Source organism: Pseudoalteromonas sp. MMG022, from assembly GCF_021654245.1.
Classification (GTDB): Bacteria; Pseudomonadota; Gammaproteobacteria; order Enterobacterales; family Alteromonadaceae; genus Pseudoalteromonas; species Pseudoalteromonas amylolytica.
Window position 1 is genome coordinate 168,357 of record NZ_JAKFZQ010000008.1, and the last position, 20,146, is coordinate 188,502.

Annotated in this window: 23 protein-coding genes; 10 read left to right on the forward strand and 13 right to left on the reverse strand. The window is 42.8% G+C overall.

The window, feature by feature from the left end:
- Positions 1–29 precede the first annotated feature (29 nt).
- A complete protein-coding gene (gene nadB / locus L1070_RS09795; RefSeq protein WP_237125416.1) occupies positions 30–1,625 on the forward strand; it encodes an L-aspartate oxidase in 1,596 nt (531 codons plus the stop codon).
- Positions 1,626–2,020: 395 nt separating this feature from the next.
- On the opposite strand, the gene L1070_RS09800 is transcribed toward nadB, so the two are convergent.
- Positions 2,021–2,272, reverse strand: coding sequence for a succinate dehydrogenase assembly factor 2 (locus tag L1070_RS09800; RefSeq protein WP_237125417.1), 252 nt, complete (start codon positions 2,270–2,272; stop codon positions 2,021–2,023).
- A gap of 192 nt (positions 2,273–2,464) precedes the next feature.
- Here L1070_RS09800 and L1070_RS09805 point away from each other — a divergent pair, with 192 nt between their 5' ends.
- Entirely contained in the window at positions 2,465–3,382 is a 918-nt protein-coding gene (locus tag L1070_RS09805; RefSeq protein ID WP_237125418.1) for a transcriptional regulator, read from the forward strand.
- A gap of 12 nt (positions 3,383–3,394) precedes the next feature.
- Complete coding sequence (locus tag L1070_RS09810; RefSeq protein WP_237125419.1) at positions 3,395–3,880, forward strand: peptidylprolyl isomerase; 486 nt, start codon at positions 3,395–3,397, stop codon at positions 3,878–3,880.
- A gap of 18 nt (positions 3,881–3,898) precedes the next feature.
- On the opposite strand, the gene L1070_RS09815 is transcribed toward L1070_RS09810, so the two are convergent.
- From L1070_RS09815 to L1070_RS09825, 3 genes are all read right to left on the reverse strand, one after another.
- Positions 3,899–4,339, reverse strand: a complete 441-nt coding sequence (locus tag L1070_RS09815; RefSeq protein WP_237125420.1) for a hypothetical protein — start codon at positions 4,337–4,339, stop codon at positions 3,899–3,901.
- Positions 4,340–4,350: 11 nt separating this feature from the next.
- Positions 4,351–5,136, reverse strand: a complete 786-nt coding sequence (locus tag L1070_RS09820; RefSeq protein ID WP_237125454.1) for a DUF481 domain-containing protein — start codon at positions 5,134–5,136, stop codon at positions 4,351–4,353.
- A gap of 65 nt (positions 5,137–5,201) precedes the next feature.
- A complete protein-coding gene (locus tag L1070_RS09825) occupies positions 5,202–5,525 on the reverse strand; it encodes a DUF440 family protein (protein ID WP_070986761.1) in 324 nt (107 codons plus the stop codon).
- A 164-nt stretch (positions 5,526–5,689) separates the two neighbouring features.
- On the opposite strand from L1070_RS09825, the gene L1070_RS09830 reads away from it, so the two are divergent.
- From L1070_RS09830 to L1070_RS09845, 4 genes are all read left to right on the forward strand, one after another.
- The gene (locus L1070_RS09830) at positions 5,690–6,481 is read left to right on the forward strand and encodes a crotonase/enoyl-CoA hydratase family protein (protein WP_237125421.1); all 792 of its coding nucleotides are present in this window, start codon (positions 5,690–5,692) and stop codon (positions 6,479–6,481) included.
- Between the two features lie 85 nt (positions 6,482–6,566).
- Positions 6,567–6,911, forward strand: coding sequence for a CidA/LrgA family protein (locus L1070_RS09835; RefSeq protein WP_070986941.1), 345 nt, complete (start codon positions 6,567–6,569; stop codon positions 6,909–6,911).
- Positions 6,904–7,593 carry an LrgB family protein gene (locus tag L1070_RS09840; protein WP_237125422.1) on the forward strand — a complete coding sequence of 230 codons (690 nt, stop codon included), beginning with the start codon at positions 6,904–6,906 and terminating at the stop codon, positions 7,591–7,593. Before L1070_RS09835 ends, L1070_RS09840 begins: the two co-directional genes overlap by 8 nt.
- Positions 7,594–7,607: 14 nt before the next feature.
- Positions 7,608–8,438: a mechanosensitive ion channel domain-containing protein gene (locus L1070_RS09845; RefSeq protein WP_070986758.1), complete on the forward strand. Its 831-nt coding sequence runs from the start codon at positions 7,608–7,610 to the stop codon at positions 8,436–8,438.
- 50 nt (positions 8,439–8,488) lie between these two features.
- Here L1070_RS09845 and L1070_RS09850 read toward each other — a convergent pair whose 3' ends face one another.
- The 3 genes from L1070_RS09850 to cysS form a co-directional block, all read right to left on the reverse strand.
- The gene (locus tag L1070_RS09850; protein ID WP_237125423.1) at positions 8,489–8,944 is read right to left on the reverse strand and encodes a hypothetical protein; all 456 of its coding nucleotides are present in this window, start codon (positions 8,942–8,944) and stop codon (positions 8,489–8,491) included.
- Positions 8,945–9,192: 248 nt separating this feature from the next.
- Positions 9,193–10,059 carry a mechanosensitive ion channel domain-containing protein gene (locus L1070_RS09855; RefSeq protein ID WP_237125424.1) on the reverse strand — a complete coding sequence of 289 codons (867 nt, stop codon included), beginning with the start codon at positions 10,057–10,059 and terminating at the stop codon, positions 9,193–9,195.
- A gap of 78 nt (positions 10,060–10,137) precedes the next feature.
- Positions 10,138–11,517, reverse strand: coding sequence for a cysteine--tRNA ligase (gene cysS / locus L1070_RS09860; RefSeq protein ID WP_237125425.1), 1,380 nt, complete (start codon positions 11,515–11,517; stop codon positions 10,138–10,140).
- A gap of 203 nt (positions 11,518–11,720) precedes the next feature.
- On the opposite strand from cysS, the gene ppiB reads away from it, so the two are divergent.
- Together ppiB and L1070_RS09870 are read left to right on the forward strand one after the other, a co-directional pair.
- Entirely contained in the window at positions 11,721–12,212 is a 492-nt protein-coding gene (gene ppiB / locus L1070_RS09865; RefSeq protein ID WP_070986754.1) for a peptidylprolyl isomerase B, read from the forward strand.
- 52 nt (positions 12,213–12,264) lie between these two features.
- Positions 12,265–12,999 (forward strand): UDP-2,3-diacylglucosamine diphosphatase, encoded by a 735-nt coding sequence (locus L1070_RS09870; RefSeq protein ID WP_237125426.1) that lies wholly within the window; start codon positions 12,265–12,267, stop codon positions 12,997–12,999.
- 34 nt (positions 13,000–13,033) lie between these two features.
- On the opposite strand, the gene miaE is transcribed toward L1070_RS09870, so the two are convergent.
- Positions 13,034–13,792 (reverse strand): tRNA isopentenyl-2-thiomethyl-A-37 hydroxylase MiaE, encoded by a 759-nt coding sequence (miaE, locus tag L1070_RS09875; protein ID WP_237125427.1) that lies wholly within the window; start codon positions 13,790–13,792, stop codon positions 13,034–13,036.
- A 638-nt stretch (positions 13,793–14,430) separates the two neighbouring features.
- On the opposite strand from miaE, the gene L1070_RS09880 reads away from it, so the two are divergent.
- Positions 14,431–15,030 (forward strand): Yip1 family protein, encoded by a 600-nt coding sequence (locus tag L1070_RS09880; RefSeq protein WP_237125428.1) that lies wholly within the window; start codon positions 14,431–14,433, stop codon positions 15,028–15,030.
- A 68-nt stretch (positions 15,031–15,098) separates the two neighbouring features.
- Here L1070_RS09880 and purF read toward each other — a convergent pair whose 3' ends face one another.
- From purF to accD, 5 genes are all read right to left on the reverse strand, one after another.
- Positions 15,099–16,622 carry an amidophosphoribosyltransferase gene (purF, locus tag L1070_RS09885; RefSeq protein ID WP_237125429.1) on the reverse strand — a complete coding sequence of 508 codons (1,524 nt, stop codon included), beginning with the start codon at positions 16,620–16,622 and terminating at the stop codon, positions 15,099–15,101.
- 17 nt (positions 16,623–16,639) lie between these two features.
- The gene (locus L1070_RS09890; RefSeq protein WP_070986749.1) at positions 16,640–17,134 is read right to left on the reverse strand and encodes a CvpA family protein; all 495 of its coding nucleotides are present in this window, start codon (positions 17,132–17,134) and stop codon (positions 16,640–16,642) included.
- Between the two features lie 61 nt (positions 17,135–17,195).
- Entirely contained in the window at positions 17,196–17,834 is a 639-nt protein-coding gene (locus tag L1070_RS09895; protein WP_237125430.1) for an SPOR domain-containing protein, read from the reverse strand.
- Positions 17,835–17,845: 11 nt separating this feature from the next.
- Positions 17,846–19,108: a bifunctional tetrahydrofolate synthase/dihydrofolate synthase gene (gene folC, locus L1070_RS09900; RefSeq protein WP_237125431.1), complete on the reverse strand. Its 1,263-nt coding sequence runs from the start codon at positions 19,106–19,108 to the stop codon at positions 17,846–17,848.
- Between the two features lie 26 nt (positions 19,109–19,134).
- Complete coding sequence (gene accD / locus L1070_RS09905) at positions 19,135–20,010, reverse strand: acetyl-CoA carboxylase, carboxyltransferase subunit beta (RefSeq protein WP_070986746.1); 876 nt, start codon at positions 20,008–20,010, stop codon at positions 19,135–19,137.
- Positions 20,011–20,146 lie beyond the last annotated feature (136 nt).

Below are 20,146 nucleotides of genomic sequence, written 5' to 3' on the forward strand. Positions count from 1 at the left end.
TGCCTAGAAAAAGTGAAGATCCAAAAAACATGAAGTCAAAAAAAAATCATAGCACCGATGTAGTTGTAATCGGAAGCGGCGCGGCAGGTTTAAGTCTAGCCTTGTCTTTGGCAAATCATTGTCATGTTACCGTGATAAGCAAAGGCGCCCTGAAAGAAGGCTCAACACTTTACGCACAAGGTGGCATTGCCGCTGTATTTGACAAAAAGAATGACAGTATCGAGTCACATGTGGAAGATACGCTCGCTGCAGGTGCAGGGCTGTGTGACCGAGATGCTGTACATTATACCGCAAGTAATGCCAAAAATTGTTTAAAGTGGCTGATTGAACAAGGTGTTCCTTTTGACATGGAATTCGACAGCAAAGGTAAAGAGCGTTACCACTTAACGCGTGAAGGTGGCCACAGCCATCGCCGCATTTTACACGCAGCAGATGCCACTGGCAAAGCCGTACAAACAACCTTGGTCTCTCAGGTACAGTTACACCCTAACATCACCCTACTCGAACAACACAATGCCATCGACCTTATTAATGATAAAACTGCTGATGAGCGCCGCATTCATGGCGTATATGTATTCAATCGTGCGAAAGACCAAGTAGAAACAATCTCTGCTAAGTTTGTTGCTCTGGCTACAGGTGGCGCCAGTAAAGTTTATTTATATACATCGAACCCAGATGTTTCTAGTGGTGATGGCATTGCAATGGCTTGGCGCGCTGGCTGTAAAGTTGCAAACATGGAATTTAATCAATTCCACCCCACAAGTTTATACCATCCCGAATTGCAAAATTTTCTGATCACTGAAGCCATGAGAGGCGAAGGAGCATTGCTTAAAAGGCCAGATGGCACGCGGTTTATGCCAGACTTTGATGAGCGTGAAGAGCTTGCTCCAAGAGATATCGTCGCACGAGCAATTGACTATGAAATGAAGCGTCTTGGGGCCAACTGTGTCTACCTTGATATTTCTCATAAAGACAAAGACTTTATCATCGAGCACTTCCCTACCATCTATGCAAAATGCTTAAGTGTCGGCCTAGATATCACTAAAGAAGCCATCCCTGTGGTGCCCGCCGCGCATTACACATGTGGTGGAGTAATGACAGACTTTAATGGCAAAACAGACATAGACAACTTGTACGCGGTGGGCGAAGTAGCATACACAGGCCTGCACGGTGCAAATAGAATGGCCAGTAACTCGTTATTAGAATGTATTGTATTTGCCCATGCCGCCGCGAAAGACATTCTAACAAAAATCAAATCAAGCCCAACACCACCAGAACTACCCGAGTGGGATGAAAGTCGCGTGAGCGATTCGGATGAAGAAGTGGTAATTACCCATAACTGGCATGAGTTGAGATTATTTATGTGGGATTACGTCGGGATCGTGCGCTCAACCAAGCGTTTAGAACGAGCATTACGTCGCGTTGAACTACTTCAACAAGAAATTCAAGAGTACTATGCACATTTTAGAGTAAGTAACAATTTGCTTGAGCTAAGAAACCTAGTGCAAGTTGCCGAGTTAATTATTCGCAGCGCATTGGCACGCAAAGAAAGTCGAGGGTTACACTATACAATTGACTTCCCACAACAAAACCAAGATCCAAAACCCACTATTTTGGTTCCGTAGCTTCGCAGTGCTGCAAACTCAGTCGGCACAGGCGAGCCCAAGCCTGTGTCGAAAGCGCCGAGCGCACGATTAATACTCTTTTGTTTACTCCAGAATAGCTCTCGAGCTGCAAAATTAAGATATCAAAAAATACCAACGCCTTAGCTATCTTGCCTACAAATTCAATATCACCATAAAGCTCAATAAAATTATCCTCTTGCGTCAGTAACACAACTCCGCGTTTTGGCGTACGCGAACGCAATTGCCGCAGACACAAACAATAGCCTGATATACCAAGCAATAGCGCGAGAAGAATTGATAACAATTGTGGAAACAGTAGGATTGAGATAAATGTTACACAGGCGAATAAGACCACAAAGGGCTTGTGGTCTAAATAATTATTTTCAAAAGAAAATCTATACGCGGACTCGGTCAAGGATCAGCTTTACCATAGAGTTAAGTTCGGCATCAGGACAATTCTCATGCCCCATAAACCACGCGAATAAATCTGGGTCTTCAACGGCTAATAAACGCTGAAAAACGAGCTTATCTTGTTCACTCAATGCATCGTAGGCTTCATCAACAAATGGCCCCAACAACACATCTAGCTCTAACATACCACGACGACATGCCCATTTTGTGCGAGACTTTGAATACAGCTCTGCCATTAAAATACCCTTAATCTATCATTGTTTATTTTTTGCGTGCTAATTATATCTTAGTTTGTGAAATGAAACACAGATCTTTACTTGAAAAACAACACCAATGACACCATCCATACAATTCTTTTCGTACGAACATTTATGCGATTGTAGTTATACGCTACCATAACACCAATTCTCATTTTAAGGATTAATTCTATGTCACTTGCGTGTGCCGTTAATCTCCCATATCAATTAATTGCCGTTTCAGGGCCCGAGCAGTTAAGTTATTTACATGGCCAACTGACTCAAGATATGAACCTGATAACCGAGCATAATTTCCTTTGGGCAGGCCATTGTAGTCCAAAAGGCAAACTATGGGGCGCATTTCGTGTTTTCAAACATCAACAACAGTTTATGTTACTCGGCTCAGACGCTGAAGTTCAGGCATCATCGCGAGAACTAAAAAAGTACGGCGTGTTTGCAAAAGTTGAAATTGACAATGTAGAAGAGCCAAAGATCATAGGAATCTATAGCCAAACACAATTGAACAATGTTTGTGATTTGCTAGGCTTAAATTTTGACGATGGCCGCACTGCCTGTGACTTTGGCCGTAACAAAGCACTGAAACTAGATGGCCAACGTTTGATGTTGTACGTCGACAGTGACTTTGCTCTACCGGATGGCATCGAATTTAAAGAGGATCCAAGCTTATTTATTGAAGCTGGGATCTTAGCAGGTGAGCCCCAAGTCAATGGATCAAACATTGAAGAATTTGTGCCACAAATGATAAATTTACAAGCACTCGATGGCATCAGCTTTAAAAAAGGATGTTACACGGGTCAAGAAACGGTAGCACGCATGCGCTACTTAGGAAAAAACAAACGAGCAATGTACATCGTACAAGGCAAATGCCCTGAAGCGATTACAGAGACCGAGCTTGAACTACAACTTGGTGATAACTGGCGCCGTGCAGGTAAAGTGATTCATCAAGTGTTTAATAGTGCCACAAACACCTACAGTGCATTGGCAGTATTACCTAACGATACGGAGCAATCGGTAAGCCTTCGTGCCAAACACTCACCTGAGGTCACATTAACCATTGTGCCCCTTCCTTACTCTCTAGATGACCAATAAACGGGATATATTATGAAAATTGCACCAAATAAAGTGGTAAGTATGCATTACGCTGTTTTAGATAATGATAGCAACACCATAGACAATACATTTGATGGTGAACCACTGGTGTTTATCGTAGGCACTGGCTATTTAATTCCAGGCTTAGAAAATGCTTTAATGGACAAGCAAGCGGGTGACAAGCTCAGCGTTACCGTTGAGCCTGAGCAAGGCTACGGTGAACGTCACGATAATCTGATGCAGGCTGTACCCAAGTCAATGTTTGAAGGCATGGAAATTGAAGTGGGTATGCAGTTTCGTGCAACCACCGATGACGGCGATCAATTAGTCATGATTATTGATATACAGGATGACGAAGTCGTTGTTGATGGTAACCATCCACTGTCAGGGATCACGCTAAACTTTGACGTCGAGATCCTTGAAGTACGTGATGCAACAGAAGATGAGCTAGCTCATGGCCATGTTCATGGCGAAGGTGGCTGTGGTCACGACCACTAAGCTGGGTCATTGCAAGCGCTAGTCAGCGCTTGCAATCTTTTCACTTAGTGCACTTAATAAGTTGGCTTGATCATTGGTGCCTAGTCTGTACTTCATACCATCGGGTAAACTTACCTCAATTGCAGAAAACCCTGAGGCTGAATATACCCATCCATCGTTGGTGATTCTCATCCCCACGCCATGACGAAACGAATTTGTGACGCCTTTAATCTCGGTAATATCCTCAAAATTCAGCGTCTTTTTTGCCACTCCCGGACCAAACCACCAGCTCAGCGTTCGCTTTTCCTTATTCACTTCAATTGTAAGCGCGTAGAATGTACAACACAGTATGGCTAGAATAATAGCAAAGACCAACACCATGACATTGTATCCAAGTAACCAAGTCGCCAAAATTAAAAAACTCGCAACCCAAGCTAAGATAGCCATAATTGCCCATGAAAATTGAGTATGACGGTACATAACCTTCCTCTTTAAAAACTGTATACCAAAGTAGCGCCTAGTTCTGTGTCAGTTTTCAGTTTACCTTCTTCTGGCTGAGAATTATAACGGTAGCTGTAGGATACCTTCAAAGACACACCACCCAAAACTTGGCTTACAACCGCAGTTTCGCTCACCATACGATCATTTAAGCCAGAAAGTGATATTTCCATACTCATATCATGATTAAAACGGGTCCGCTCAGAAATCTTGCGCTCCCATTGCAAAGCTATACGCAACAAGTGACCGCGTTGTAATCGAGATTGGTCTTCATCTAATGCAGATTCTTCGTCGCTTTTCGACAAATACAAACCCGGTCCGATATCAAAATCAATCGTATTCTTACGCCCTTCAAAAAGGCGATTACCGTAGCCCATAGCAACCGTAGTTGTATAGTCTTTACCATTGAACTTGTCGTTTAAATAATCCGCGTACAGAAAAAACGATTCATTGTCCTTACCGACTTTGTAGTTCCCTTGAGCGGAGACAAAATACCGCGAAGCCGTTACTTCGTTATGCCCCGTATCATTTTCAGTATCTTCTCGATATAACGCATCAACCTTAAGCTGATTACGCCACTGAGTAAAATCTTGATATACATTGCTTTTTAGCTTAAAAGCGGTGTTCTCAGAGTTTCCCTTGTTGGCAATTAAGCCAAACTCAACATCCCCATAAAGTAAATCTCCAACATGTAATTGATGAATTTCATCATCTGAAACCTCACCATACTGATGGAAATCTTCTAAAGGAGCGGCGCTATAGCCATGTGGCACCCACATCAGACCTAAAACAAAAATACAGATTTTGAAGTATCGCACTACTTTACAACAACTCTTAGTGATAGTTACTCTGAATCGTTTTGCTTCCACAAAACATGACAAAATGGCGCATCTAGATCGCGACTGATCAGTATTTTTGCTAAAACTTCGTCACCATCTTCATATTCAATACCGATCATCACCTGCACAAAGTGCTCGGGTTCAACTTCCAACGCCACTAAATCTTGCCAACTATCATCAGGCTCACTATCTTCGATAAAACCATATTCTTCATGGTGCAGGTTAAATTGCTCTATGTCCTGCTCAGATAAGTTATCTGGCGCTAGCTGTTGAAAAATCTCATAGGCTTGATGTGTTATTTCTTCAACACTACATAAACGGGCTGACATGGTCGAGGTACTCATTATTAATGCATTAATTGATATGATAGCAAAATCACAAAATTAAAGGCTATGGTGTTTCGTTAAATGGGCAAATTTCTATGCTGAAATTATTGTCTTTAGAATATAAACTCTAATTCAAATACTTAGAATAAAGAATATAGGATACCTACATGCTTACACTAGAATATCACGGCGATGTTGCCTGGCTGACGCTTAATCGTCCAGAAAAGCAAAATGCGCTCACTTTCGAGATGTTTGTTGCTATCGATCAAGCCATCAAGAAGCTTAAAAAAAATCGTCAGCTTAAGGCTGTTGTATTGCAAGGCGCAGGAGACAATTTTTGCTCAGGATTGGATGTTAAGTCTGTTATGAAACAACCCTCAGCCATTTTGAGGCTGCTGTTCAAATGGTTGCCAGGCAACGCCAATCTCGCGCAACGCGTCTGCATAGGTTGGCGTACGCTCCCCGTGCCTGTCATTGCATTAATTGACGGGAATTGTTTTGGTGGTGGTATGCACATTGCCCTAGGCGCTGACTATCGAATCGCTTCCTCTCGTGCCAAACTTGCGATTATGGAATCGCGCTGGGGACTCTGCCCAGACATGGGCTCCGGCCCACTATTGCCAAGTACAATGCCCTATGACAAAGCACTGATGCTAACTTACCTTGGCACCCCAATCGACGCTCAAGAAGCATTGCATGTCGGTTTGGTGTCAATGGTTAGTAAGGACTTACACTATGACTGTGATAAGCTACTTTCACAACTACTGACCCGCTCTCCCGATGCACTCGCAGCGATAAAAAAGGTCAACCAAGCGGCCTATCAACAAAACCGCAGAGCAACACTCGCAAAAGAAACCTTTTCGCAAATCAGATTGCTATTAAGCAAGAACACAAGAATTGCGATGCATAATGCAACAAACGAAGAGCACAAACCTTACCAACAGCGGGCCAAGTGGTAAATTCGTCCAATTGAGGTATCGTTGCTGGTCAATTATGATTGCCAGCAAGTCACACAGATTTGCGGAGAGTAATTTGTTAACTATCATGAAGTTCTGCACAGCAATCACATTACTGTTGCTGTGTTTGTTTAGTGCTAAGCTACTCAATGTTTGGCTACAGCTATCTATACCCGCCCCGCTAACAGGTATGGCACTTATGTTTTTGTTGCTCAGCTCAAAATTATTAAAACCACAATGGCTAGCTCCTGCTTGTGAGCCTATTTTAAAATATATGGCACTGTTTTTTATTCCCGCTGGTGTCGGAGTCGTACAATACACTTCATTGCTGAGCACGCATTGGCCCCTGCTAGTGAGTGTATTGATTCTGGTACCCCTGACAGGGTTATGTGTGGTCGGAATAATTGCTAAAAAAGTGGCTTTTCATGATTAACTCACTGCTCACCTGTGCCTTAGTCGGAGCTCTTTATTTGCTCTTTCGCACATTGCATACAAAGTACCAAACACCAACGCTTAACCCATTATTACTTTGTATTATGGTGATAAGTGCTTGGTTGCTAACATTTGAAGTTAACTACCAAACATTCTTTCAAGCAACACAGCCAATACACTTTTTCCTCGAAGTGGCTGTGGTTGCGCTTGCTTACCCTTTGTACACACAATTCGGCAGCATCAAACAACACTTTGTGCCACTAGTCGCATGTAGCTTTATAGGTGTAACCTGTGCCACTTTAGTTGCATTTATACTTTGCCAGTTATACTCCGCTGACGATCAACTAAGTGCGTCCCTCGCGGCACTTTCTGTCACCACTCCTATCACGCTGCTGATCAGCGAAAGTCTGGGTGGCATGAGTGCTATCGCCGCTATCATGGTGATCCTAGTGGGCATATTCGGTGGCATATTTGGCGTGGCGATACTGACTAGGTTAAATATCATGCAACCCCAAGCCAAAGGCATCGCTCTTGGTGTATCCTGCCATGCAATTGGTACTGCCAGTGCGTTAGAATACCATCATGCGGCCGGAGCCTATGCATCCGCAGCAATGACCGTTAGCGCAGTCGTCACCGCCATTTGGGTTCCCCCCTTGTACCATTGGTTAATTACGCTCTCATAAAAAGGATACTTACTTTGATTGAACAAGAAATGAAACAGTTTGAACATTATTTTAACCTGATCAGAGACTATCTAGTCACCTACAGTATGCAGGTAATGGGTGCCCTGATAATTCTATTATTCGGATTATGGGTATCCAATCGCATATCAAAAATGGTCGAAGCGCTTATGCAGCGCCATCACATAGACATCACACTCACTAATTTTATCAGTAACCTAGTTAAAGTTTTACTGATTGTGATGTTCGTGATCATTGCGCTTGGCAAAGTTGGTATCAGTGTAACTCCGTTCGTAGCAGCGATTGGTGCAGCATCATTGGGTGCAGGTTTGGCACTACAGGGAATGCTATCAAACTATGGGTCCGGACTTGCTATTATCGCCACACGCCCGTTTATCGTCGGAGATACCATTCAGATAAAAGGCGTAAGTGGTCAGGTTAAAAAAATTGAGCTGGGTCACACAATATTGATCAATGAGGAAAAAGTAGAGATCACCATTCCCAATAAACACATCATTGGAGAAATACTACACAACTCTTTTGAATATTCGCTTGTAAAAGGAGAAATTGGTATTGCTTATAGTGCTTGTAGTGATACAGCAATAAACGAAATCGTCACCGTTATTTTAGCCAATGATCAAGTGGCCAAAAGTCCTCAGCCCCAAGTAGGCATCGAGCAATTTGGTGATAGCGCTGTGATCATCAGCTACCGATACTGGGTGCCAACCACCCAAATCATTGAAACCAAACTGGCTATCAATAAACAAGTTTACCGTGCGATAAATGCAGCCAACATAGAAATACCTTTCCCACAGAGGGTTGTCACACTGAAAAAAGACGATGAATAAAAAGAAAAGGCACCTTGCGGTGCCTAATAGGTTGGGAATTCTTGTCGCAGCTAATATACCAATGTGCTAGCCAATGCCCTTGCTGCATCATGATCAGACATCATACGACACAATACCTCCTGAGCACACACGGCTCCATGACGCAGTTCATTCTCTTCGAGGAAAAATGCCATTGAAGGACCTCTGCGAACCACAATAAACATAGGTAAAAGACTATGGCCTTGAGCTTTGAGCGCATCAATGACAGCGAGTTCCTGATCGCTCCAACTGTAATCGAAGTTATTATGCCCAGTTAGAGCAAACTCAGACACTTCTCTACAAATTAGAATTGTTTCGGCATCACGAAATGGGCTTTTACGCCGAGCATACAGATGAAAGTGGACCCCGCTGCGCGCCATGGCCCTAAATGTGAATACCCTGCTGCTGAGGTGTTTAAGCCCGCGATTCATGGCATCAATAAAGGTAGCCGTATGATCAAAATCAAACTCCACTACACCGTCAGCCATAGGCTTAATCACTCAGTTAAATTACACTAATTTAACTATAATGCTAATTTCATTTTATGCAAAATTAAATGTTTACAGCTTGACAGCTTAAGCGTCAATTAAGTTAACTGTATCACACGGAGAGGTTATTAGATTGATATAAAAAACATAAATTTAGCTGTTCAAGCTGTGAAATTTAAACAAATCACAGCCGATTTATCTCTATATTCGCGATATTTATGAAGTCTACACACCACCCAATTATTTACCTATTGTGTACAATCTTTTTTCTCTATTGTTGAGCGAATATGAATATCTCGTTGCGGGAATGGGATTTCAATACCATGTGTGCGAAACGCATCGTCAATAGCCCATAAGTAATCAGAAACAAGCGCAGTTGGTCGTTTGACCTGCTCAGGTTGCACCCACACGCCCAAGGTGAAGTTTAAACTGCTGTCGCCAAACCCTGTCATCCATACGGTGGGCTCTCTACCAGGGCTGTTAAGTGTATATGGCACGTTGTCAGCAGCTTCAAGTACAGCTGTTTTTACTAATTCTTTATCGCTGCCATATGCTACCGAGAATGAGATGCGAAAACGCCTTACCTTTTCAGCCAAAGTCCAGTTCGTCACTAATCCTGAAACCAGCTCAGCATTGGGAATAAGAATATCTACATTATCATTAGTTCTTATTAAGGTCGCACGCATATAAATAGCCATAACCTCGCCAACAACATCATTGGATAACTCTACAAAATCGCCCACTTTAACGGTTTTCTCTAGAAGCAGCACTAGCCCAGACACAAAGTTGTTCACCATGCCCTGTAAACCTAAGCCAATCCCCACCCCTAAGGCACTAGCAATCAGCGCAAGTTCGGTCATTTCCATACCTAAAGCGGTAAGGGCAATGATAAAGCCAATAAACAGTACGATATAATGAATAATACGACCTATAACATAAGCTGACGTGTGCGCTATCACACCTTGGCGCATAGCTAAACGTTGAAAAGCAGCTCGAAATACACGCGATAGAATGAAAGTTACCACTATCACCACAAAGAATGATAACAACTCACCCACAAGCAAAGAGAAGTTGCCCATTTTTACCAACTCTTGATCCAGCCAGCTCATATCCATTTATTTTTCCCCAAAAAAAACGCCACACGTTTGAGTGTGGCGTTTACATTTAAAATTCGCAACTATTTGATTTGTGGCTTAAGCCTTGCGCCAAGTCGTTTTTCCTGCACTATCTTCTAGCACCACACCCAGCGCATTAAGCGCATCACGAGCTTCATCGGCAGCAGCCCAATCTTTATTTGCACGCGCCTCGTTACGCTTGGTAATAAGCGCTTCAATTTTTGCAACTTCATCGTTGTCTTGCTCACCCTGTAAAAAACGCTCAGGGTCTTGCTGGGCAATACCTAATACACTTGCAAGTTGCACCAGCACATATGCGTGTTCACCCGCCGCCGTGCTATCTTTGTCTTTTAGCAGGTTTACTTCCTTCGCTAATTCAAAGATCACTGGCAGCGCTTCAGGAGTGTTGAAGTCATCGTTCATTGCCGCTTCAAAACGTTTCGCGTAGTCGTTACCCTCTAGCGAGATTTCAACCAACTCTACACCACGCAATGCTGTGTATATACGCTCAAGTGATGAACGCGCTTGTTCTAAGTTTTCTTGCGAATAGTTTAACTGGCTACGATAGTGACCGTTGATCAAAAAGTAGCGCACAGTTTCGCGGTCATATTGCTTTAGAACTTCGCGAACAGTAAAGAAGTTGCCCAAAGACTTAGACATTTTTTCTTTATTTACTTGCACCATACCGGTGTGGATCCAAGTATTTACATACTTACCATTGTTTGCACAGCATGATTGCGCGATTTCATTCTCATGGTGAGGAAACTGTAGATCAGAGCCGCCGCCGTGAATATCAAAAAACTCACCTAGGTGCTTTGAGCTCATTGCACTACATTCGATATGCCAACCTGGGCGACCATCACCCCAAGGCGATTGCCACGCAGGTTCACCTGCTTTGGCTTTTTTCCAAAGTACAAAATCTAATGGATCGTCTTTATCTTGCGCAACTTCAACTCGTGCACCGGCTTGCAACATTTCAAGGTCTTGCTGTGATAGTTGGCCGTATTGCTCAAAGGTCGAAACATCAAACAACACATCACCACTGCTTGCGACATAAGCATGACCCTTCGCAATAAGCGTCTCAATCATCGCTATAATTTCGTCCATATGACCCGTTACCGTTGGCTCAATGTCAGCCGGTAGAATATTCAACGCATCAAAATCTTCGTGCATTGCTTTGGTCATGCGAACAGTTAAATCATTGATCTCTTCTTTGTTTTCAGCTGCACGTTTGATGATTTTGTCATCTACATCTGTGATGTTACGTACATAAGTTACATCATAGCCAAGATAGCGTAGGTAACGGTTCATCACATCAAATGATACATAAGTACGCGCATGGCCTACATGGCAGAAATCATAAATGGTGATACCACACACATACATGTCGACTTTGCCTTCGACGAGAGGTTTAAATGGCGCTTTTTGGCGAGTAAGTGTGTTGTATATCTGCAACATGTAGTGTTATTCCTAAACAAAATAGACATGAAACCCAATGATAACACTTGGCCCGTCACCACTCTATACCCAATGTGCTGCTATTTTCCCAAATACAAAACATTTTTGCGGATACCCGATTAAATCCATCAGGAAAATTGTCACGCAAGGCCATTGTGCTATAGAATAGCTTCTTTCTATATATTAATGATTAGGAAGCCGAAATGGTTGTTCTACACACTAACTTTGGTGAAATCAGCATTGAATTATTCGCTGAAGACGCACCTAAAACAGTTGAAAACTTTTTAAACTATGCCAAATCTGGTTTTTATGATGGCACTATTTTTCACCGTGTTATCGATGGATTCATGATCCAAGGTGGCGGCTTTGCACCGGGTATGGAACAAAAGTCTGTTCAAGCACCAATCCAAAACGAAGCAAACAACGGTTTGAGCAACAAAGTGGGTACCCTAGCCATGGCACGTACACCGGATCCACACTCTGCGACGGCTCAGTTTTTTATTAACGTCAATGATAATGACTTCTTAAACTTCAGCAGCGAAACATCGCAAGGCTGGGGTTACTGCGTATTTGCAAAAGTGGTTGAAGGCATGGACGTTGTAAACAAGATCAAAGCGGTTGCAACTGGTTCATCAGGCTTTCACCAAGATGTACCACTTGAAGATGTGGTTATCGAAAAAGTCACCGTTGCCTAATTGGTAATGTGTTTAAGCGGGCGATGCCCGCTTTATGCCACAAAGAAGACCCATGCGTAAAACCTACTTCATTTCTGATCTACACCTAAGCGAAGACTCCCCTGTTATCACTGAGGCTTTTTTTGATTTTTTATCTCAGCACATGAGCGCTGAGGTCGATGCGCTATACATTCTTGGTGACTTTTTTGAAGTATGGATTGGCGATGATGAACACTCCACGCTCGCTCAACAAGTTGTCCAAAAACTCGCTGCATTAAAAGAAATGGGTATTCGCACTTACTTTATTCACGGCAATCGCGACTTTTTGTTAGGAAAGCGCTATGCCAAACAGGCCGGAATGACGTTACTACCAGAACAGCATGTAATTGATTTATATGGTATAAAAACGGTTATTCTACACGGCGATGAAATGTGTACTGAAGATATTGCCTATCAAAAGTTTCGCAAAAAGAGCCGTGGCTGGTGGTGGCCAAGAATGATTTTGTCTTTACCGCTGAACGTAAGGCGAAAAATCGCCCGTGATGCAAGAGCCAAAAGCAAGGCCAATCAAATGGGTAAAGCGGCCGAAATTTTAGACGTGACACACAGCGCGGTAATAGAGATGTTTGAGCGCTATCAAGTCACACAGATGATCCATGGCCACACGCACCGCCCAGACGTACATCATTATGAGCAACATGGCCAGACCTTAACGCGCACCGTATTAGGTGACTGGTATAGCCAAGGTTCATTTTTAGTCGTCAATGAACTAGGCGAGCAAACATTGATAAAAGACCAAACCGCTTAACGCCAAGAATGGCCTTAAAATACTCGCTCACCTATCAAGACTGAGCTGGCACCCCACTGTGAAACTTAAAGTCTTCATCGGGAGACGAAATCAAATCAGCTTCTACCGTGCCAAAATACGCCACACGTTCTGAAATATCATGGCCTGCGATTTCTTCCGCTAGCGTTAAGTAATCCTGATAATGACGCGCTTCTGAGCGCAGCAATGAGATATAAAAATCGCCTAAACGCTTATCTACATACGGCGCTAGTTTCGCAAAGCGCTCGCAAGATCGTGCCTCGATATAAGCGCCAACAATTAGCTTGTCTATCAATGCATCTGGTTCAAACGTTTTGACGTGGCGTAACATCCCTTTGGCATAACGACATGGCGTAATACTTTGATACTCAACGCCATACTCATCCATAATTTCAAGCACTTGATAAAAATGGTGCAACTCTTCCTTTATCAACAGCACCATCTTATCTATAAGATCTTGTCCATAAGGCGTGTTCGATTTTGGTATCATCGATTTTGTGAGTTTGTTTTTATCTACTAAATCACGCCAATTGCCTTCGCGCTTATAGATGAGTGTTTCAAATGGTTTTAGCCACTCCAGCAGTGCATCGCCACTGTCCTTATCAACCGCATATTTGCGAATTAAGAACATAGCTGATTGAGCAGCCTTCAATTCACATATTAAGTGATCTATTAATACAACAGACAAGTTTTCTTCTTTGGCGGCTTCTTCGATCCATTGATTAGGCGTTTCGCAGCCCAAAAAAGTTTTGATTGGTTTTAACAGTTCTTCCAATTTTCTATCTCTACATAAGCAACTGCTTTTTAGCAGCTACAGAAACTCTTAATACAATATGGACAGTATTCTATCACAAACCTAATTGGTTCAAATTAACTGGGATCAATTTCGTATCGGCAACAATCGTAGTCAAACCACACCAAGCTAAAAATTAGCCAAGCCACTCCGATTATACAGGTACATTATGCGTTGCTCGATGAGTTGCCTCATATAGTCAAATAACGCAGGAGCGCTAAACAAATACATAGAAATGTATATTTTTCTTATAGTTGGTCTGTTCATACCGCTTTCTTACGCTTGAGGGAGTTCACAATTGTGATGCCGTATGTGCCGATTTTCTTAATATGATCGCAGGAGGCAGTAGGTTTATTTTAGTGTTAAAAGTTGTGCTATTTGTTTGGGTTGGGCTATGCGTGATAACAAAAGTTTCTAAAAAGTGGTTTATGTAACATATCTGTTTCGCTCTAGAAGCCTACATCAGCGGAACGAACACCAAAGATTAGTTGATTTCGATCAATTCTGAAAGTTTCAATTAGACAAAAGTTTAACCTAATCTTGACAAAAATCAGACCGTCTCTCATAACTAAAAAGGTACTGTATAAAAATAACACAACACATTTTATGAGGGACAGGTTATGATCCTTAATCATTTATGGGGCTTGTATGCTCACCCACTCGAAGAGTGGCAAACTATCGACAACCGTCACGAAAGCATCAAATATAGTTTATCTCACATCGCCCTTATAGCGCTTATTCCAAGCATTATGGGGTATTACTCATCAGTTCATTTAGGTTGGAGAATTGGCGCAGGAGACGCGGTATTTCTCACCCATGATAGTGCCTTAATGATTGGTGTCGCTATGTACTGCGCATTAATCGTGGGTATTTTTGCTTTGTCTTATCTATCACATTGGATGGCGGTCACTTTTGGCGCTAAACCAACATTTACGCAAACACTAGAGTTGTCTGCTTACACTGCGACCCCTATGTTTATGTCAGCGTTTTCGGCCTTCTATCCGGAGCTTTGGTTTGTGGCAAGCGTGGGGCTTATTGCACTGGCTTACTCAGTCTATTTACTCTATACGGGCGTGCCGATTCTCATGCACATCCCTGAGGAGCGCGGCTTTATCTACGCAAGTTCTGTAGTTACCTGTGGACTCATTCTGTTGGTGATCATTTTAGCTGCTACAGCCATCTTGTGGACAAACGGCATCATCAGCCCAACTTTCAGTTAACTTATTGACTTATAAATGAGACACAAAAAAAGGAGCGTAAACGCTCCTTTTTTTCAGCTAGGTAAGGATCACTCCTCTCCCGCCTCTTGATTATGTAATTCTAAGCTCGCAGACATTGCTTTTTCACGTGTCGATTTTGCAGAATCGTTACGCAACGCATCGACGCGGTTTAGATAGTTTTGATCGATATCACCTGTGATGTATTGACCATCAAACACTGACGTTTCAAAACGGGTAATTTCTGGGTTTTCTTCACGTACAGCAGCGATTAGATCAGGTAATGATTGATAAATTAGACCATCAGAACCAATGCTCGCATTGATATCTTCCACTTCACGACCATGAGCAATTAACTCAGCGGCTGATGGCATATCAATACCATAAACATTCGGGAAGCGTACCTCAGGTGCTGCGGATGCAAAATACACATTCTTTGCGCCGGCTTCACGTGCCATCTCTACGATTTGCGCAGAGGTTGTGCCACGTACAATCGAATCATCAACCAGCAGAACATTCTTACCTTTGAATTCGCTGTCGATAGCATTGAGCTTACGGCGTACAGACTTCTTACGCATTTCTTGGCCTGGCATAATGAAGGTACGACCGATGTAGCGGTTTTTCACAAAGCCTTGACGATACGGCAAATCTAGCACTGATGCTATCTCTAGTGCGATATCACATGATGTTTCTGGAATAGGAATAACCACGTCAATTTCTTTGTCTGACCACTCTCTGGCAATTTTCTCGCCAAGCTTGGTACCCATATTTACGCGAGTTGCGTATACAGACATTTTATCGATCACTGAATCTGGACGCGCAAAATAAACAAACTCAAAAATACACGGTGCGTGTGTCGTCTGATTAGCACACAGCTGTGAATGGAACTCACCATCTTCTGTCACGTAAATCGCTTCACCTGGTGCCACATCACGTACAAAATCATAACCATCTATTTTTAGAGCAACGCTCTCTGAGGCGAACATATATTCTGTTCCCTGCTCAGTCTCACGCTTACCAAATACTAATGGGCGAATACCGCTTGGGTCTCTAAACGCTAAAATGCCATGGCCGATGATCATCGCAATACTTGCATAACCACCTGTTGCTAGGCTGTTCACTTCATTGATGGCAGCAAACATATCTTCAGCATCAAGCTTCATTTTTTCTGACTTACCAAGCTCATGGGCTAAGATATTCAGTAGAATTTCTGAATCCGATGTGGTGTTAACATGACGGCGAGCCAAAGTGAACAAACGCTCTTTCAATGCTTCCGCGTTGGTCAAGTTACCGTTATGCGCAAGCGCAATACCGAACGGTGAGTTAACATAGAAAGGCTGCGCTTCTGCCGAGCTTGAAGAACCCGCTGTAGGATAACGCACATGGCCGATACCGATGCTGCCCTGTAGTCGCTTCATGTGACGAGTATGAAATACATCCTTCACTAAGCCATTTGCTTTACGCAAACTAAACGTATTGTTGTCAATGGTAATAATACCTGCCGCATCTTGGCCACGGTGCTGCAAAACAGTTAAGCCATCATAGATCGCCTGATTAACAGGAGACTTTCCGACTATCCCAACGATACCACACATTAAAATTTCCTCGCCGATTAACGGTTTACTGAATTCAAAAAGCTAGAGTTATGTTCTAGATAGGTAAAAAACCACTCTATAACAAAGCCAAATTCAGGGATCAAAGTTGATGCTGGCCACCACTGCGTACTTGGCGCACCGGTGAATGCATCGAGAAAAAACAATAAGGCGCTTACGACCAACACGCCCCGTAACGCACCAAATACGAGTCCGAAGATCCGATCGGTACCGGTCAAGCCTGTGCGTTGCACAATCTCACCTAAAATATAGTTAACAAACCCGCCCAACAGTAAGGTCGCAAAAAATAATATGGTTATTGCGGCTGCATTTCTTAAAAGGGGTTCTGAAATGGGAGTTAGGAAGGTTGCTAGATATTGATAAAATAAGCTGGAGATGAAAAAGGCACCAATCCAAACGGCTAATGACATAGCTTCTTTTACAAAGCCACGAATTAATCCGAAGAATGTCGATAAACCGACAATACCAAGAATTGTGTAATCAACCCAGTTCATATAAACCAATAAGTCGTTAATTTGGGGCGCATTCTATAAGAGCCGTAGGGCAATTACCAGATCATTTTGCAATTTCGAATTGTGTCAAACGGCCGTTTAGCTTAGTTAATTTCTTTAATTCTGGTAACTTAGCTTCAAGTTTAGCTTTATTTAAATCTGGCCCGACGAAGACTTTTGTCAGTGTGCCATTCGGGGTTTGTACCGGACGGGTGAACGCTTTGAAGCCATTATTGGTCAACTTTTCAACTAGCGCATCCACATTAGGTTTATGCGAAAAGCTTCCTAGTTGTATCACATAGGCCATACTCGTTAGGTTTGAGTCTGCACTTCGTTTAGGCGCTGAAGCTTTTGGTGCAGCTTTTGGCTGACTGTCGGGCTGTTTTGCCTTAGTTGTAGTAGGTTCTGCTGACGATACATTTTGCGTTTTTGAAAGTCCATCATCGGTGCTGGCGGCTACAAACTGCTGGTCGTCTGAGGCGATGTCTTCAACTGGCGTACCTTTAACCTCAGGCGCCAATTCAGCTCTTTCATCAATGACGCTTTGTAAATCAACAGTAGTGAATTCAGGACGCTCAGGAATAGCTTTAAACCCCTCTTTATAGTGAACTTTTTCACCATCAAGAATATTAGGAATAAAAATTATGGCGGCTACCACAACAATACTGGTACCCACTAAGCGATTTATAAATCCTGAATCCACTTTACTACTCTCTATTTTTGCCAATATTTAATGGCGTCAGCCACCGTGAGAAATGAACCAAATATAATTAACACAGTATCATCGTTCTGTGTGGCTATTATTTTGTCCAATGCCACCGTCACGTTGTCATATCCCAAGCACTCTGTTTGTGTATGCTGTACCACCAATGCTTGCAAGTTCTTGGCTTGCTCCGCTCTTGGCCCATGCAATGAGGCGCACGACCAAACATCAATCACATCAGAGACTTCTTGAATAACGTTTGCTTTTTCCTTGTCTGCAAGCATAGCGATTAATGCATGGATTTTAAACCCTCGTTCCTTAAATGATGCCAGCTTTTGCCGCAAATATCGTGCTGATTCAGGGTTATGTGCCACATCCGTATAAACTTTAGGCGATTCGCTGAGCTGTTGAAAGCGCCCTTCAACTTGCAATTGTGACAAACATGAGCGGATCAGCTGTTCACTTGGTAATAGCTCAAGCTTTGCCAATGTAGTCAAAGCTGTGGCCACATTCTGCATTGGAATAGCTGGCGTGGCAAATTCATAGCAATAATTTTGATAGTACCACTTGAATCCTTGCTCAGTCACAGTATGGCTAAAGTCTCTATTTGCTAGCACCATATCTGCATTGATTTCATTACCGTAGTCAGTCACAGTGTGAGGAATATCTAAGTCACCCACAATAGCGGGTGTAGCAGCTCTGAAAATGCCTGCTTTGTCATACCCTACAAGCTCTCGGGTATCACCCAGATATTCTTTATGATCTAAATCTATCGTCGTTATTACACTGGCATAAGGTGTGACAATATTAGTTGCATCAAAACGACCACCGAGACCGACTTCCAGTAGAATAAAATCCACTGCATAGCGCTTAAAAATAGCCAGAGCGCCGAGTGTGCCATATTCAAAATAAGTCAGTTGTGTCTCGCCTCTACCCTGCTCTAGCATATGAAAAGCGTCAACATGGTCCTGATCACCAAGCTGCGCGCCATTTATGCGTACCCGCTCATTGTATCGAACTAAGTGTGGTGAGGCGTATGTACCAACGCTATGGCCTTGGGCAAGCAATAACGATTCTAAACAACGTGCTGTTGTGCCTTTGCCATTGGTTCCACCAATGAGGATAATTTTACTTGGCGTATTGAGTAACTGGGTGCGTTCGGCAACATGTTTTACACGCTCCAAACCCATTTCAATGTTTGCAGGGTGAACACCCTCTAAATAACAAAGCCAATCATCAAGGCTAGATGATTGGCTAGGAGTCTTAACTGTCATTGATAAAATAGCTTCAATTAAAAAATTTACGCTACTCTATGCTCTTGTTCGGTAGAAGGCAAGTTCATAAACTTAGCTAAAACACGTGCCAAGGTGTCACGCATTTCTCTACGGTCGACAATCATATCAATAGCGCCGTGTTCAAGTAAGAACTCACTGCGCTGGAAGCCCTCAGGTAACGTCTCACGTACTGTTTGTTCGATAACACGAGGGCCTGCGAAACCAATAAGTGCTTTTGGCTCAGCAACATTAATATCACCTAGCATTGCTAGTGACGCTGATACCCCACCCATAGTCGGGTCAGTCAAAACAGAGATAAACGGTAAGCCACGCTCTGACATTTTAGCAAGTGCAGCACTGGTTTTAGCCATTTGCATTAAAGACATAAGGGCTTCTTGCATGCGCGCACCACCCGATGCTGAAAAGCATATTAGCGGCATATTGTGCGCTAAACACTCATCAACGGCGTCAACAAAGCGAGCACCAACAACTGATGCCATTGACCCCCCCATAAAAGCAAATTCAAAAGAAACCGCCGCAACAGGCATGCCCTTTAGGCGACCCTTCATTGCTACTAATGCATCTTTTTCACCGCTTACCTTTTGCGCTGCCGTGATTCGATCTGAGTACTTTTTTGAGTCTTTAAACTTGAGTACATCTTTTGGCTCATGATGCGCTCCTAATTCTTGACGATCTGCGTCATCCAAAAATAACTCAAGACGTTTTCTCGCACTCAAACGCATGTGATGATCACACTTAGGACATACATTCAAAGACTTTTCTAATTCTGCTTTGTATAAAATAGAATCACAATCTGTACATTTAGCCCAAACACCCTCAGGGATCTCTTTTTTACCTGACGATTTTGTGGTCTTAGGTAAGATTTTTTCTAACCAACTCATGGCAACTCTCTTATTGCTAATCTGTGTCGCTAGTCTGTATCTATACAGACAAATTTTCCTAATTAAAACATGAATTAGTTATCAGAGATATAAAAAACTGGTCTTAGTAGTCCGATATTATTACATTCTCTGAAAA